This is a genomic window from Sutterella sp. KLE1602, from assembly GCF_001578585.1.
GTDB classification, from domain to species: Bacteria; Pseudomonadota; Gammaproteobacteria; order Burkholderiales; family Burkholderiaceae_F; genus Sutterella; species Sutterella wadsworthensis_A.
In genome coordinates this window covers 38647-54103 of sequence record NZ_KQ968541.1, presented here as the reverse complement: position 1 = coordinate 54103, position 15457 = coordinate 38647, and the positions used below count along the sequence as shown (strand labels likewise).

The following is a 15457-nucleotide window of genomic DNA, read 5'->3' as shown; positions in this document are numbered from 1 at the left end:
GCCGCGTTCCACGGACTTCCGAGATGAACCAAAAAAGAAGGCCCGGCGCCTTGACTGGAGGCGCTCCGGGCCAAACGATGCCATGCTTCATGAGCAGGCAGCCCTCCCGATGGTTGAGGGAGGGGCGCAGCTCTGTCGAAAGGAAGAGTGCCGACGGAGCGCGTGAGGATGTCCCGTCACCGGAGGCAGGTGGATCGGACAGCCTCTTGAGAAGAATGCACTACTTTGCCCTTCCTTGCGTAAGGGGATAACCCTAGCGTTTCTCTGCTCATAACAGAACCGAAAGCTTTTGAATCCATGAGAGAATTCGCGCAGAGGAAGGCACGCAAAAGTGGAGCAGAAAATGAGCCTGCCCGCCTGCCTGAATACGGAAGTGTACTCATTGAGACAAATCCGGGACAAGTATGCTCTCCGGAGGCCCCTTCAGAACATATGAGAAAACCAGCCTCCTCACAGTGCCTGCATGACAGTCGCTTGCAGAACATCCACATGCCGGCAACTGCAGTACGACTGTAAGGATGACGGTCCCCGGAGGCCTCTCTCAACCCTCTCTCGACCGATGTCATGGGGCCTGAAGCAGGGCGGGTCGACGGTATGCAAGGCTGAAGTGTAAATTTTCCCTTACCTGATTTGACCTATGTCGAATCTCGAGAACAGAGGTCCCGTTCAGGACTTCTAAAAAGAAGGAGGCCCCACCGGAGAGGAATGCAGCACCTCGCCGGAGGGGCCCGGACACACGGTCTTCGTCTCAGTCGAATGTCATCAGCCGTCGATGCGCGCCCAGAATTCGGCGATGGCGCGAGCCATGGCCTCGGGGTCGGTCATGAGGATGGGATCGATGAGTCGGTCGGCGTCGGCCTCGTTGAGACGAGGACGGCCTCCTTCACGGTGACGCCGTGCTCTTCGCAGTAGTGGGCGACCTTCACGCCCTCGGGGTAGCCGAAGATGGTTGCGAGGACGCGCGAGAGCGCGATGGAGCTTTCGGCTTCAGCGGGGCAGCGATCCTCGCAGGCGACGATGCCCTCGACGCAGTCGCGCCTCAGGATGACGAGTTCGTCGCCGACGAGCTGCATGCTCTCGAAGAGGCACTTGTAGAAGGTGGCATCCCAAACGTTGAGGTCAAGTTCGCCCTCGTCGTTGCCATGGAGACGGCGACGTCGTTGCCGACAACCTGGTGGGCGATCTGGATCACCATCTCGGAAAGCGTCGGGTTGATCTTGCCCGGCATGATGGAGCTTCCGAGACTCAGGGCGGCAGCCGGACCTCCATGAAGCCCGAGCGCGGGCCGCTGCTCATGAGGCGCAGGTCCCTAGTGATCTTGGAGAGCAAGGTCGCGACCTCCTTGACGAGCCCCCAGACCGTCACGAAGAAGTCTGCGTTCTGCAGGCCGTCAAAGAGAGACGCCGTCGGGCGGACCTCTTCGCCATAGATGTCGGAAGGGTGGCGGTAGAGGGCGTCCATGTACCCGGGATCGGCTCCGAGCCCCGTGCCGGCCCATGCAGATCTCAAAGCACCCCGGAAGCACGGCACGGAGCTTGCCGGCCAGACGCCGCATGAGAGCGTCATAGCCGCCGAACTCCTCTCCGAGCGTGTGCGGGAGCACGTCCTGCCAGCAGGTGCGGCCGAGCTTGACGACGTGCCTGAAGGCCTCAGCCTTCGCGGCGAAGACGTCGCCGGGCACCTCGACGCCTTCGATGATGCGGTCGAGCTCAGACGCTACGGCAAGGTGCGTGGCGGACGGAATGGTGTCGTTCGTCGACTGGGCCTTGTTCACATGGGTGTTCGGGTGCACGGCGTCCTGACCTTGCGACCCGTGAGGATTTCGTTGGCGGCTTTGCCGATCACTTCGTTCACGTTCATGTTGACGCAGGTGTAGCCGCCGGCCAGCCACATGTCGAGCTGAAATTCCTTGTCGAATTCGCCCGCGAGCGCGCGGTCGCACGCCTCAACGACAGCTCGCGAAATCTCGGGCTTCAGGGCGCCGATTTCGGCGTTGGCGAGCGCGCAGGCCTTCTTGATGCGAAAGAGCGCACGGTGCATGCCGGGATAAAAGATGACAGGAAGATGGGCGCACCCTGAGACCTTCACCATCCGACTGGTCTGAATGCCGTAGTAGCGGTCGTCGGGAATTTCCATGGTGCCGAGGCAGTCGCGTTGATGCGGGTCGTGGTCGTGGCCTGGTTTCCTTCATTGAAGATTGGGTTGAGGATTCGACGGGCGCGCTTCATGTCCGCCCGTCTGATGAAGAAATCCTGAATCCCAAGCTCTCAAAGACGAGAATGAACACGATTTCTACCGCTCAACCACAGTTTTGCTAAATTTCAGCCTCAAACAAAACGCCTCCGCGTCGCGTGACGTCGGAGGCGTTCGTACAGGTCCGTGAGGACTGCGGGAATGACGTTCGGAATTACTTTCTGAGCGTGCGCATCTGGTCGACGAGGTAGTCGATCACGGCGGGCGTGCCCTGGCGGGAACCGGCGAGGTGGGGGCCGGTCGTGAACTTGCCGCCGACGCCGACCATAGGCGTGGAGTCGATCTGGTAGGCGTTCCAGAGCATCGTGGCGTTGCGGGACTTGTTCTTCACGCCGAAGCTGTTGAACGTGGCGTCCCACTTGGCGCCGTCGACGCCGGCTTCGACCATGAAGTCATGGATGTCGCGGGTGGCGCTGTCGAAGTTGTAGGAGCGCGTCTGGTAGATGATGCTTTCGAAGAACGGCATGCTCAGGCTGTCAAGCAGACCAAGGGCCTCGAGCGCGAAGTAGGTGTCCGTGAACGGAAGGTACTTCGGCTGCCAGGCGACGGGGCAGATGCGGATGCTGACGTCCTCGGGGGCCTTCTGCGCCCACTCATGGAAGACCGGGTGGAACTGCAGGCAGTGCGGGCAGGTGTAGGCGAAGAATTCAACGACTTCGATCTTGTCCGCCGGCGTGGGGGCCATCGGGTGAACGGTCAGGTACTCCTTGCCGGCCTTGTAGGCGGGAGCGGCAAAGGAATACGTCGAAAGCGGAGCGAGCGCGCCGGCGCAGAGAAGATCACGACGGGAGATCATGGCGGGTTGTCCTTATTTTTACAGAAGGTGCCGTATGAAAAATTTGACCAGATCTGAGTTTAGCGAAAAACCCTTGGGCGAGGCTTAAAACGCTTGATCAGGATCAAATTCGCCGGATACCAGAGACAATTCGGCACAAAAATGCGCCTTCGCCTCACATGTGTACGACGAAGGCGCAGGTTCGGAATTTCAGGCTGAAGCGAGGGCCTCGTCAGGGCGCGGGAAGCACGTGAGGTTGCCCTTGTTCGACTCGGGAAGGCTCTCGACCATCAGCTCGGGTCGGGCGAGGGCACAGAGGTCAAAAGGCAGCGACTTGTTACGCCAAGGGGCTCGGCCATCATGCCGAAACGTTCCCGAGCCAACGCAAGGTCGCGTAAAGACGGCGTTTTCATTGCAAAAAAAATCAAACAGGACTAAGGAAAAGTGCCTAAAATGTCGGAACTCAGTCAAACAGAAGAGCTTTTTTGACAACCTCACCATGACATTCGAACAGAAGACCCGAACCCTGGCTGCCGCCGCTGGATGCCTCGCCGTCCTCGGCTCCGCCGTCTGCGAAGCCGCAGAGGAGGGGCGGGAAGCGCCTCAGGAAAAGGCGAACAAGGACTTGCCGGTGAAGGTTTGCCCGAGCGCTCCCCGTCAGGAGGCGCCGGCAATGCCGTCCCTTGAGAGCGTGATCGCCGTCTGGGGCTTTCCGATGAAGATGCTCGCCGACGGCTATGTCGAATATGACGGTTGGGTCGGCCGTCAGGAGTTCGGGACCGTCATGGCCTTCTGGAAGGCCGACAGCAGGACGAGCGCCTGGTACGGCCTCATGAACTATCCCGAGGACCTCGCGGACCTGAGCCTCAGGTTCAAGTACGTCCGCACGACCGCGACCCGATTCGAGGTCGACTGCGAAGGCAGAAGACTGCGCGCCGTCGAGCGCGTGCTCACCGCCGCCCCCTTCATGAAGGGCGAGCTGTTCGGCAGGCGTCGCCTCTCTCGCAATTGGGTCAACATCTTCGACGGGCGCATCGACCCGAAGGCGTCCACCCAGATCGAGGACCGCGATGGCGAGATCTTCGAGCGAAGCTTCGCCATGGCGTGCAGCAGACCCGAATGATCAGCCGACGAAAGGCCGTCCAGAAGGACGGCCTTTTTCGCGCAGCAACAACGGGTTTAGCCTGTTGCGGCGGGCGGCAGCGCGTCAAGGGAAGCCCCTCCGCAGAATAGGGTTCCTGTCAGGGTCTTTTATTTTCAGCCATATCAAAAAGGCCGGCGGATCGTCTGCTGCCGGCCTCTTCAAATGCGTTCAGGCTGAACGCGCTCAGGCGTTCTGTGCCTCGATGCGGATGCCGTGCTCGCGCAGGTCGCGGACCATGGAGGCGGGCAGGGGCTTCGTGGCGGAGAGCACGATGACAGGATTGACCCAGGAGAGGCTTTCAGGCACGTAGTCGTGCACGGCGAAGATTTCCGTGACGGCGGTGAAGTCGGCGGGGCTTCGCAGACGCAGGGTGACGGTGCCGGAGACGGCTTCGCCCGCCTCCTGACTCTGGGCCTCGAAGCGGCGGGCCGCGGCCATCATCGTGCGGTAGACGGGCAGGGCGACACCCTCGACGTCGGAACCCGCCATCGAGCGCAACTTGTAGAGAAGGGACGCCTCGCGCACGGCGTCGTAGACGGGAAGGCCCTGAAGGCGCTTGACCTCGGCGATGCGCCTGACGGCGCCCAGCCGCGTGCGAAGTGCGCCGACGATGGCTTCGTCGCTGCGGTCGATGTCGGCGCGAAGGCTTTCAAGCTCCGCGGGCTTCTTGGTCGTGCTGTCGGTCATGGATGCTCCGTCTGGTCTTTGTTCTGAAGGCATGGAGAAGGGGATGCCGGCCGGTCGGCCCTGGCGTTGAGGCGGTCCCCTGCGGTCCGCATTTCACATCATGCCTGATTCCGCGCCTTGTTGGTGAAATCCCCTCCGGCCTGTTGATTCGATTCCGCCCTTGGAAAAGGGCCGGAAGGCTGCACTCAATCGAAAAGGCCCGCGCGGATCTCAAGCCGTCGCAGGCCTCTGAAGGCTCGTCGAACACTGCGCCGTGGGCCGCTCTCGACGAAGAGGAATCTGGCAGGGAGTTTTTGTGCCGCCCGTTCTCGGAACAGGTCGCGCCTCCCTTGAGACACATGGTGCCTCATCGCTCAGCGCTTCGCAAGGGCTCGGGCACAGTCGTTTCAGGCTTTCTCGCTGTTCTTCGACGCCCATCAAGGCGCCTCGGGTGCTCTCCCTAGGCGATACCGCCCAATCGGCGGAAACGGTCGGGAACAGACTGTCTTTTGTCGACAAGATCCCCTCGCAGGCGCCCTCCATGCACGAGCCTGAAGACGCCGACGCGGAAGATGCGGATGATGACGATGAGGCCTGCAGTCGGAGGCGTCGGCACGGCGTTCCCGGACGCGCGGCTCAAAACAACCATCGGACTTCGTCGGTCAGGTCAAAAAGGCGAGGGTTAACCCCATGATCGCGACGGAGCTTTGATTGATATCATCATTACGCACCGCGCAAGGTCTCCGCGTTCAAGCGCCGCCTTGCCGGCCTGCGCGCCGACTTTTTTTTTGACGCCCATTGACCACGGCTTCAGGCAGCGCGCGCAACTCAAGAGGAGAACCACCATGAAACTCACCACGATCGCCGCGGCCGCCGCACTTGCCGTCGCCTCGATGTCCGCTTCCGCCGCCACCTACGTGCCCGGCACCTACACCTACAAAGTGAACGCGCACAATGCCGCCATGACGGTCGCCGTCACGGTTTCGAAGCACAAAATCGAGAAGATCGACTGGTCGAAGAACCTTGAGACGATCGGCGTCGGCCAGCTCGCCCTTGAAAAGGTGGGCGGCAGGATTCTCGAAAAGCAGAGTCTCGGCGTTGACGGCGTCACGGGCGCCACGATCAGCTCGATGGCGCTCAAGTACGCCGTGGGCGAATGCCTCAAGCAGGCCAAGGTTTCCGCCGAGGACCTCAAGGACCTGAAGAAGAATGTTGAAGAGTACAAGGCGCTCCCCAACACGATGAAGACGCAGGTCGTCATCATCGGCGGCGGCGGTTCCGGCCTTGCCGCTGCGGTCGCCGCCTCCCAGGCGGGCGCCGACGTGATCGTGCTCGAAAAGCTCGGCCTTCTCGGCGGCTCGACGAACGTCTCCGAAGGCGCGCTCAATGCGGCCGACCCGATCCGCCAGCCCAAGCTCGGCATTGAGGACTCCGTTGCGAAACACATCGACCAGACGCTCAAGGGCGGCCACAACGTGGGCAACCCCGAGCTCGTCAAACACCTCTGTGAAGGCGCCTATCCCGCCGTCGAATGGCTCGAATCGATCGGCGTGAAGTTCAAGGACGAGGTCGGCACGGCCACGGGCGCGCTCTGGCAGCGCTCCCACTATCCCGCCACTCCGTCGGGCAACTCCTACATCCGCGTCTTCGAGAAGTACATCGCCGAGCATCCCAACGTGCAGGTCATCACCGACATTGAAGCCAAAGACGTGCTCAAGGACGCCGACGGCCGCGTGACGGGCGTGCTTGCCAAGCACAACAAGACCGGCCGCTACACGCTCTTCAAGGCTGAAAAGGGCGTGATCATTGCAACCGGCGGCTTCGGCGCCAACGTGAAGCTCCGTCAGGAAGTCAACACGGGCGTCTTCAAAGACTACGACCTCGGCAAGAGCATCGGCTGCACGAACTTCCAGAAGTCCGCCCAGGGCTCCGGCATCCTGATGGGCAAGGAAGTCGGCGCGAACGTGATCGGCATGGCCGACATTCAGGTTCATCCCTGCGGCACGCCGGGCACGGGCCTCATGGAAATGATCCGCACGTCGGGCCGCAACCGCGTCTTCATCAACACGGACGGCAACCGCTTCGTCAATGAAGGCGCAGCCCGCGACGTCCTCGCCAAGGCCATCTTCGCACAGAAGGACTCGACCTACTACGTGCTCGTCAACCATCTGCGCTATCCGAGCCTCACGTGGGTTGACCGCAACGGCGCCAAGGTGGGCGACATGATCGATCTCGGCCGCGTCGTCGCAGCCGACACGCTCGAGGAGCTTGCCGCCAAGCTCAAGATGCCGGTCGAAAACCTCAAGGGTTCGATCGACACCTACAACGCCGTCGTACGCGGTGAAAAGAAGGATCCGCTCGGCTTCGTCGCCAACAACAAGGCCGACAAGGTCATGACCGAAGGCCCCTGGTACGCCTGCCAGAAGGTCCCGACCGTCCACCACACGATGGGCGGCCTGCAGATCAACGCCGACGCACAGGTGCTTGACATCAACGGCAAGGTGATTCCGGGCCTCTACGCCGCCGGTGAAACGACGGGCGGCATCCACGGCTCCAACCGCCTCGGCGGCAACGCCATCGCCGACTGCATGGTCTTCGGCCGAACCGCCGGCACGAACGCCGCTCAGGGCAAATAATCCGTGACGGCGCAGGCCTGAGCATGCCGGAAGGCTCTCCTTCGGGCTCCCGTCCATCCGGGAGCCCGTCTGAAGGAGGGCCTTTATCGTTGTTGAGCATGACGACACGGCGCCACGACGACCCATGGCCGCTCGTTGTTTCAGAGTTTTTCGGCGCTCGCCCGAATGCGGGCAATACGACTATTCTTGGCAGGATGCGCCTGCAGCACGACGGGTGAATCGACCCGAGTCCCGGTGCGCACGAACGTTCATCAAGGAGAGAGAGACCATGAACACAAGGATTTCCGCACTTGCCGCCGCGCTTCTCATTGCGCTCGCCGCGCCCGCCATGTCCGCCGACGTGCCGCAGGGCACGATCAAGGGGAAGGCCTGGGTGCAGACCGACCGCACGATGGCCGAGGCCATGGCGCAGTCCTGGACGGTGCTGCCCGCATCCGTGACGGGCGACAAGACATACGAAGGCACCAACATCCGCGCGCCCGAAACGAAGGGAAAGGCGCCCGCCGTGATTTTCGTGCACGGCTCGGGCGGCATCAATCCGCAGATCAAGGCCTTCCAGAAGCGTCTCGCGGACGAGCTCGGCATCGCAAGCTTCACGGCCGACTCCTTCCAGCTCCCCGACCGCATGACCTACACCTCGCCCATCGACCCGATGGACTATGAGAAGATCCACGCGCTTCGTGCGAGCGAACTCACGGCGGCCGTCGAATTCCTGGCGAAACAGCCCTGGTTCAACGGCAGGTTCGTGATCGCAGGCACGAGCGAAGGCGCAGTCGCCGTGGCCCGCTACGTGCGCGCCGAAGCCGCACCCGCCGAAGCGGGCCGCATCATCTTCTCCTGGTCGTGCGAAAACAACTACCACGTCGTCCAGCACAAGACGAGAATTCCCGACGGCATGCCCGTCCTCAACATCATGAGCTCGAAGGACAAGTACTTCTCGCAGGCCAATCCCTATCTCGGCAACCACGAGGCCGTCGGCAACTGCAGCAAGGCGCTCCAGGGCAATCCCAACGCCCGCATCGTCCTCATCAAGGACGCGCCGCACACGCTCATGAACGAGCCTGAGGCTCGCGAGGCCGAGGACAAGTTCCTCAAGGACGTCCTCCTCAAGTAGTCGACGCCCGGATTCCACCCAATCCGTCATGCGCACGGCCCGCCGCAGGCTTCATGCCTCCAGCGGGCCTTTTCGTCCTGCGGTTCGTTGACTTTCGTTCGCCCTCGAACTAACATCGCCTCATGAAGGAAAACACCCGCATCCCCTTTCTTGCAGGCCGCCTCTCGGAGGCCACCTCAACATTCATTCTCGAGTCGCTCAAGCGCGAAGGCATGGGCGAACTGCTCCCGTGCCACGGCGACATCCTGCACGTGCTGACCGAACAGGAAACCGCCACGGTGATGGAGCTCTCACGCCTCACGCACCGCTCGAAGTCCACCGTTTCAGCCCTCGTCACGAAGCTCGTAGATCTGGGCTACGTCGCGCGCGAGCGCTCGGCCGAGGACTCACGTGTCATCAACCTGAGGCTTACCGAAAAGGGCAGGGCGTTCATCCCCGTGTCCAAACGCATCTCCTCCGAACTCGACGCCCTCGTGACGCGCTCGCTCACGCCCGACGAGGCCCGATTCGCCGAAGCGCTCCTCGCGAGAATCCTCAACGGCTTTTCCTCCGACAAGTCCGCCTGAGGCCCTCCGGACACTTCCGACGAGCTTTCCGCCCTGATCTCAACCACAGCCCGGCCCTCATCTTTGCTAAGATCGACGGACGACCTCCGCGCTTTGATCTGCTTCGGGCGCAGAGACGCAAACCATTGCAAAACAGCGTGTGATGGAGTAGGATCCAATTTCCTACCAACTCACTCAGGAATTATGCGAACGCCTGCAGGACGGGTGTTCTCGGGCGCCGGACGGCGTTCTTCCCGGGAGAGTGGAGCAGGCGGGCATCCGTCGGGAAGACACCTTCGGACGCCGGACGGAGATCCCGCAGCACAACGACAACTCCAAACACGCACAGGAGAAACATCATGATTCATCAGTCGAGCCTTGAACTTGTCGGCGGCACGCCGCTTCTGCAGCTCAACAACTGGATGAGGCTCCACGGCCTCAAGGCGAACGTCATCGCCAAGATCGAGGCCCTCAATCCCGCCGGGAGCGTCAAGGACCGCGCCGCGCGCCAGATGATCCTCGAAGCGGAAAAGACAGGCCTCATCGGTCCGGGCGCCGTCATCATCGAGCCCACCTCGGGCAACACGGGCATCGGGCTCGCGAGCATTGCCGCCGCCCGCGGCTATCGCGCCATCTTCACGATGCCTGAGACGATGAGCGTCGAGCGCCGCATGCTGCTCAAGGCCTACGGCGCAGAAGTGGTCCTCACGCCCGGCGCCGCCGGCATGAAGGGCGCCATCGAGAAGGCCGAGGAACTCGCCCGCGAGATTCCCGGCAGCTTCATTCCGCAGCAGTTCGAAAACCCCGCCAATCCGCTCGCCCACTACCTCACGACCGGTCCCGAGATCTGGGCCGACACGGACGGACATGTCGACATGTTTGTCGCGGGCGTGGGCACGTCGGGCACGGTGACGGGCAACGGGCGCTATCTCAAGAAGAAGAATCCCGCCGTCAAGGTGGTGGCGGTCGAGCCTGATGCAAGTCCCGTGCTCTCGGGCGGCAAGGCCGGTCCACACGCCATCCAGGGCATCGGCGCGAACTTCGTGCCGGGCAACTACGACGCCTCGGTGGTCGACGAGGTCTTCCGCGTGCCGAACGACGCCGCGATCGCAGCTGCGCGCGCCCTCCCGAAAGCCGAAGGCATCCTCATCGGCATATCGGGCGGCGCCGCCCTCCATGCCGCGACGGAACTCGCGAAGCGCCCCGAAAACGAAGGTAGGAACATCGTCGTGATCTTCCCCGACAACGGCGAGCGCTATCTCTCCACGGTTCTCTACGCCGAATAAGACGCATCAGCCTCACGGAGTCACAAAAATCATGAAGGATCTTGAGCACGAAGCCAGCGGGAACGTCTTTCCCGGAGACCTCAGGGAGCGCGTGAGCCGCCAGATGATTCTGCGCGAGCTCGGAGAGAAGGGGCAGGCCGCCATCAGCAGCGCGCACTTTCTTGTGATCGGAGCAGGGGGCCTTGGCTCTCCCGCCATCCTCTACCTCGCCGCTGCAGGCGCGGGCACGATCACGGTGGTCGACGCCGACACGGTTTCGGTCTCGAACCTCTCGCGCCAGATCCTTCACACGACGTCGACGGTCAACGTCAACAAGGCCAAGAGCGCCGTCATCGCGGTCGAGAGGCTCAATCCCCATTGCCGCATCATCCCCGTGCCCGAATTCGCGGACGCCGTGAAGCTCAAGGCCCTCGTGAAGAATGCGGACGTGATCCTCGACTGCACGGACAACCTCGCAACCCGCATCGCGGTCTCGAGGGCCGCGCATGATGCAGGGAAGCCCCTCGTCTTTGCGTCCGCCGTGCGATTTTCGGGCCAGCTCACCGTCTTCGATCCTTCCGTGCCCGAATCTCCCTGCTTCGAGTGCATCTTCGAGGAGGACGATCCGGGCAACGACGTCAAGGCCGCAGCCGTCGGCGTCTTTTCGTCGGTCACGGGCATCGTGGGGACCCTTCAGGCCACCGAGGCCCTGAAGATCGCCGCAGGCATCGGCTCGACGCTCTGCGGCAGGATGCTCTTCATCGACGCGCTCAACATGCAGTTCGACACCATCAGGGTGAAGCGCAGGAAGCGCTGCCCCGTCTGCGGCGAAAGGCACTGAAAGAGAAGAGAGCGCTCAAGCCAAACAAAAGGAACGGCCCCGAGACGAAAGTCCGGGGTCGTTCTGTCGGAAACGATCCAAAGAAAAGGGCGTCCGGCTCCTCCTGAAGGTACCGGGCGCCCTGCCTTTGACGTCAGGCTGCGGAGCATTTGCCCCGCAGGCGCATCATCTCAGGATCAGAAGGCGTACTTGACGCCGACCTTGCCGCCGATGGAGGACGTGCCGGCTTCGCCGCCACCCAACATCATGTCGACATTGAACATGAGATTGCCGTTGACGGCGCGCAGACCGAAGTCGGCCTGGACCGGACTCATGTCAAGGACGTCCTGGCTGTAGCCGAGGACCTTGACTTCCTTGTCGCCGAAGGTCGGGACATAGGCGACCTTGAAGCTCGGAGCAAGGGTCCAGCCCGCGGCGTCGGCCTCGAAGCCCGAGATGCGGAGCGAAATCGGCATCTGGACATAGGTGAGGTCGCCTTCGTCAACCTTGATGGAACCGACGGTCATGTCGTCCGTTTCAAGGCGGGAGACGCGCAGACCGATGCTCGGCACGAACTTGAAGGAGCCCGCGGCGAGTTCGTACTGGGCGCGCACGCCGGCGGACCAGATGTTCGCGTCAAGCTTCTGGTTGAGCGCGGTCTGGTGGGCCGTGATGTCGTTTTCGGACTTGAGCCAGGCGAGTTCGCCGACGACCTTCGCGGCGCCGAACGACTTGCCGGCGTAGGCCGTAAGACCGTAGCTGGTGATGTCGTTCTTGATGCCGGAGACGTCGCTGCGGAGCGATGCGTCGCCATACTGGAGGGCGAGACCGGCGGTCAGGCCTTCGAGGACTTCGACGTCGCCGCCGAACGTGGCGTAGGCCGCATCGGCGCGGAAGCTGCCGTTGTTGTCAAGCTTGTCGGCTTCATAGCGTTCGCCCGAGACGTCTGCCCAGAGGTTGACGCCGGCGTGCATCGGCTGATCGAGCGAGGTGCGGTTGGCAACCGTCTCCGTCATGACGAAGTCGGCACGGCGGGCCATGGCCTGAACGCCGGTTGAGGCGACGGCGCCGAGACCGGATTCAGCGTCAAGCTTGTTGACGACGGTCTTGTCAGCGGCATTGATCGAACCCTGGATGAAGGGGTTGTCCGTCACGACTTCAGTGCCGTTGTCGGTCACGGTGCCGGAGGCGAGCTTGAATTCGCCGACCGAGGAATTGACGACGCCGAGATACGAACCCTCGGCCAGAACGACGTTGCCGCCGACAATGGCTTCACCGACGTTCTGGTTGACAATGAGCATGCCCTTGGCGTTGACCGTGGCGGTGCCATTCACACGATTGGCCACGTTGTCGCTAGTTGCAGAGCCGTCAACGAGGACGCTTCCGGTCGTGCCGAGCTGAAGCGTCTTGCCGACATAGAGGGCAGCCGTCACGTCTTCACCCCAGGCGAGCCCCTGAGCGGAACCGATCTTGTTGAAGGCGGCAACGCCTTCAGCCTTTGCAGCGTCGGTAGCCCAGAGAGCGTTGCGGCCGGCAACGAGGTAGGCCTTGGCCGGGGTGGCGGCATCGGAGAAGCCCGCAACAGAGCCGCCGGACGTTTCAGAAGCGGAAGAGGCTTTTTCGGGGTCGGCAAAGATCATGCCGGTCATTTCCGAAATGTCGTTGATGATGACATCGCCGGCCTGAGCGTCAGTACCAACATAGACGTTGCCCGAACCGGAAAGCTTGTCGATCGTGTAGGTGGCGTCTCCGACCACCTTCATCTGGCCGTTCGTCTGAACTTCAACATCCTCAACCGTGCCGCCATTGGAGACCGTGCCGCCGAGGGTGAGCGTGCCGTTCTCAACCACGATCTTCGCACCGGCAGCGTCAGACGTCTTGATGATCTGTTCACCGTTGCCTGCGAGCGTAAGCGTCTTGCCGCCTGCAACGGTTACGCGGGTGGCTTCGCCGAGATCGATGGAACCGACGCTCAGACTTTCTTCACGAAGACTGGTAGTCGCATCTTCGCCGGAAACAAGCGTGCCGCCGATCTGGATGTTCTTGTCTTCGGCCTTGACAGTGACATTCGGAAGATCGACGTTTTCACCAACCTGTTCGAGCCCATCGAGCGTGGACTCGTTGACGGTGTCCTTGTTGATCAGATCGCCGAGCATCGTAACCTTGCCATTCGTGATGAGAGCACCCGCACTCTGCGCGTAGTCAAGGTTGTAGAAAGCATCGGTGAGCGCGAGCGTGGAACCTTCATTGAAGGTCACATCCTTGCCTAGGAGAGCTTCGGCGTTCTTGTTCGTACCTTCGGCGTTGAGGCCCGTGTGGAAGATCTGGGCGGAAGAAGTCTGGAGAGTGCCGTTCACCACGATGGAGCCGCCGATGGAAGTGCCAGTGACGTTCTGATTGCCCGAATCGTCGGCGGCCATGGTGTCAAAGGACGAAAGTGCAAGCGTGCCGCCGTTGGCAACGGTGACTTCGTTCTTGATGTTCCATTTGGAATTCACCGTCATCTGTCCGCCATTGACTTGAACTGTACCGTAGTACTTGTCAAGATTGCTGTTGATGACGAGCTCGCCTGCGCCTTCCTTCTTGACAAGGGCGTGCTTGCCGCCGTTGTTGGTGGTATTGGTGTTCGGGATGGACGAGGCGATGCTGTCGGTGTCGTCGGTGGTGACCGACGAACCGATCGTCAGAGTTGCGCCGGACTCGACGTTGAAGGCAACGCTCACGCCGCGGTCAAGGAAGAGGAAGCCGCCGGCGGCAGCCGTCGGAACATGGTAGCCGTAGGTGTCGAAAACCTTACCGGTAGAGCCGGACGACACAGTGTTGCCGGCATAGGTCATGTTTTGGGTAATGTTGAGAGTTAGGTCTGTCGAACCAGCTTCTTCACCATTGTTACCGGTGCTGAAGTCGGCACAAATGGCGCCACCGTAGGCCATTCCATTGGCTGCCGAAGCAGAGTTCTTTGCAAAGTCAACATCGGTAAGAATAACATTGTAGTTGCCTTTCAGCATGAGAGCGCCACCAAAGGCTCCATCCTCGACCTTCCCCTCGGCATTAGGACCGGATTCATTGTCAACGGCTTTATTGCCATGGTATGCGCCACCATTCTGGACAAAATTTTCGGCATACGAGTAAACCGCACCGCCATAAAAGCTGGTATTGCCGGTAAAATTGACGTTCGTCAAGCTAATAGACGAATTTGTACCGTCATAGAACTGAATGGCACCAGTCTGCTGATCGGAGAAAGTCTGACCCGACGCGGTGATTGATGTACCAGAAACACCTTCACCCGCCTTTCTCACCACAATGCGTCCTGAAAAGTTAGCCCCTTCAGCAAATTCGATCGTCGTGTTGGTCACATTATTGCCAACATAAATGTCACCGTTGGTCTGAGAACCCGATTCAAAGACGAGCTTGTTGTTTTCCGCCCTCTTGCCCTTTTCCTGCTGAAGGTGAACAGCCTTGGCACCAGTCGCATCGAGTGTGCCCTTGTTGGTAAAGGTGTTGCCCGTGCCGCTCATGAGGACGCCGATGGAGCCGGCAGCAACCTTGATCGTGCCCTCGTTCGTGGCGACGGCGTTGGAGCCTTCCTGACCGGAGCCTTGAATGCCCGTCGGAGCGACTTCCATGGCAACGCCGGACTTGACATCAATCGTCCCGGTGTTGGTAATCGTATTCTTGCCCGTGCTGCCGACGGTCATGCCGTAGGCGTTCCTGACGGTGATGGTGCCTTCATTGACGGCCGTACCGTTGTTGTCGGCCATCATGCCCTTGACGCGATAAGCCTGCGTGGCATTCTCGTCGGCCGCAAGATTGAGGTTGATCGTGCCCTTGTTGGTGTAAACGGAATCGGCACCCGTCGCAAGGAGACCGTAGGCACGCGTGTCAACCTTGCCCGTGATCGTCATGTTCAGCACATTGTCAGCCTCGAACTCCATCTGAAGATTCTCGGCCGTCGTCGCGGAGTAGCCGGAATTGCCGGAAGCCTGTTCATATGGGATCTCTTTGGCAATGGCGCCGCCCGCCACAAGCGAAGCCACCGTAGCAGCAATCACCGTCTTCGTGCCCTTGGCCTGGACGGAGGACGTCAGTTCGTTGACGACCATCAGGGCGCCACGCGCCTTGCTGAACACAACTTTGAAATTCTTGTTCATGTTTTTTCTCTACTTGATGAAACTCCGCTGCCGAAGTGGCGGCGGACACGAAGAAGAGTAAAGAAACATGGAATGAAGGGGGGGGGGG

12 protein-coding genes and 1 pseudogene are annotated in these 15457 nt (G+C 61.3%); 6 read left to right on the top strand and 7 right to left on the bottom strand.

Going from position 1 to position 15457, the window contains the following annotated elements; all coding sequences use genetic code 11:
* Positions 1 to 821: 821 nt before the first annotated feature.
* The 5 genes and pseudogenes from HMPREF3036_RS12285 to HMPREF3036_RS06835 all read right to left on the bottom strand — a co-directional run bounded on the left by HMPREF3036_RS12285 (position 822) and on the right by HMPREF3036_RS06835 (position 3049).
* A complete protein-coding gene (locus HMPREF3036_RS12285) occupies positions 822 to 1073 on the bottom strand; it encodes a hypothetical protein (protein ID WP_231853594.1) in 252 nt (83 codons plus the stop codon).
* Positions 1040 to 1461, bottom strand: a pseudogene (locus HMPREF3036_RS12595) (lyase family protein). The gene HMPREF3036_RS12285 and the pseudogene HMPREF3036_RS12595 overlap by 34 nt, the downstream one beginning before the upstream one ends.
* A complete protein-coding gene (locus HMPREF3036_RS12590; RefSeq protein ID WP_369818386.1) occupies positions 1391 to 1774 on the bottom strand; it encodes a lyase family protein in 384 nt (127 codons plus the stop codon). Before HMPREF3036_RS12590 ends, HMPREF3036_RS12595 begins: the two are co-directional and overlap by 71 nt.
* Entirely contained in the window at positions 1771 to 2136 is a 366-nt protein-coding gene (locus HMPREF3036_RS12275; protein ID WP_231853592.1) for a lyase family protein, read from the bottom strand. Before HMPREF3036_RS12275 ends, HMPREF3036_RS12590 begins: the two co-directional genes overlap by 4 nt.
* Positions 2137 to 2407: 271 nt before the next feature.
* On the bottom strand, positions 2408 to 3049 hold the full coding sequence (locus tag HMPREF3036_RS06835; RefSeq protein WP_005435538.1) for a thiol:disulfide interchange protein DsbA/DsbL: 642 nt from the start codon (positions 3047 to 3049) through the stop codon (positions 2408 to 2410).
* A gap of 478 nt (positions 3050 to 3527) precedes the next feature.
* Here HMPREF3036_RS06835 and HMPREF3036_RS06830 point away from each other — a divergent pair, with 478 nt between their 5' ends.
* Complete coding sequence (locus HMPREF3036_RS06830) at positions 3528 to 4151, top strand: hypothetical protein (RefSeq protein WP_062332877.1); 624 nt, start codon at positions 3528 to 3530, stop codon at positions 4149 to 4151.
* A gap of 204 nt (positions 4152 to 4355) precedes the next feature.
* Here HMPREF3036_RS06830 and HMPREF3036_RS06825 read toward each other — a convergent pair whose 3' ends face one another.
* A complete protein-coding gene (locus tag HMPREF3036_RS06825; RefSeq protein WP_005435532.1) occupies positions 4356 to 4859 on the bottom strand; it encodes a chorismate mutase in 504 nt (167 codons plus the stop codon).
* Between the two features lie 824 nt (positions 4860 to 5683).
* Between HMPREF3036_RS06825 and HMPREF3036_RS06815 the strand changes: the two genes are divergently transcribed.
* The 5 genes from HMPREF3036_RS06815 (at position 5684) to HMPREF3036_RS06795 (ending at position 11239) form a co-directional block, all read left to right on the top strand.
* On the top strand, positions 5684 to 7474 hold the full coding sequence (locus HMPREF3036_RS06815; RefSeq protein ID WP_062332871.1) for a flavocytochrome c: 1791 nt from the start codon (positions 5684 to 5686) through the stop codon (positions 7472 to 7474).
* A 268-nt stretch (positions 7475 to 7742) separates the two neighbouring features.
* Complete coding sequence (locus HMPREF3036_RS06810) at positions 7743 to 8588, top strand: dienelactone hydrolase family protein (protein ID WP_005435528.1); 846 nt, start codon at positions 7743 to 7745, stop codon at positions 8586 to 8588.
* Between the two features lie 122 nt (positions 8589 to 8710).
* Positions 8711 to 9154 carry a MarR family winged helix-turn-helix transcriptional regulator gene (locus HMPREF3036_RS06805; RefSeq protein WP_062332868.1) on the top strand — a complete coding sequence of 148 codons (444 nt, stop codon included), beginning with the start codon at positions 8711 to 8713 and terminating at the stop codon, positions 9152 to 9154.
* A 338-nt stretch (positions 9155 to 9492) separates the two neighbouring features.
* Positions 9493 to 10419, top strand: a complete 927-nt coding sequence (gene cysK / locus HMPREF3036_RS06800) for a cysteine synthase A (protein WP_062332865.1) — start codon at positions 9493 to 9495, stop codon at positions 10417 to 10419.
* 31 nt (positions 10420 to 10450) lie between these two features.
* Positions 10451 to 11239: a HesA/MoeB/ThiF family protein gene (locus tag HMPREF3036_RS06795; protein WP_062332862.1), complete on the top strand. Its 789-nt coding sequence runs from the start codon at positions 10451 to 10453 to the stop codon at positions 11237 to 11239.
* Between the two features lie 176 nt (positions 11240 to 11415).
* Here HMPREF3036_RS06795 and HMPREF3036_RS06790 read toward each other — a convergent pair whose 3' ends face one another.
* Positions 11416 to 15369 (bottom strand): autotransporter domain-containing protein, encoded by a 3954-nt coding sequence (locus HMPREF3036_RS06790; RefSeq protein ID WP_062332859.1) that lies wholly within the window; start codon positions 15367 to 15369, stop codon positions 11416 to 11418.
* Positions 15370 to 15457: the final 88 nt, after the last annotated feature.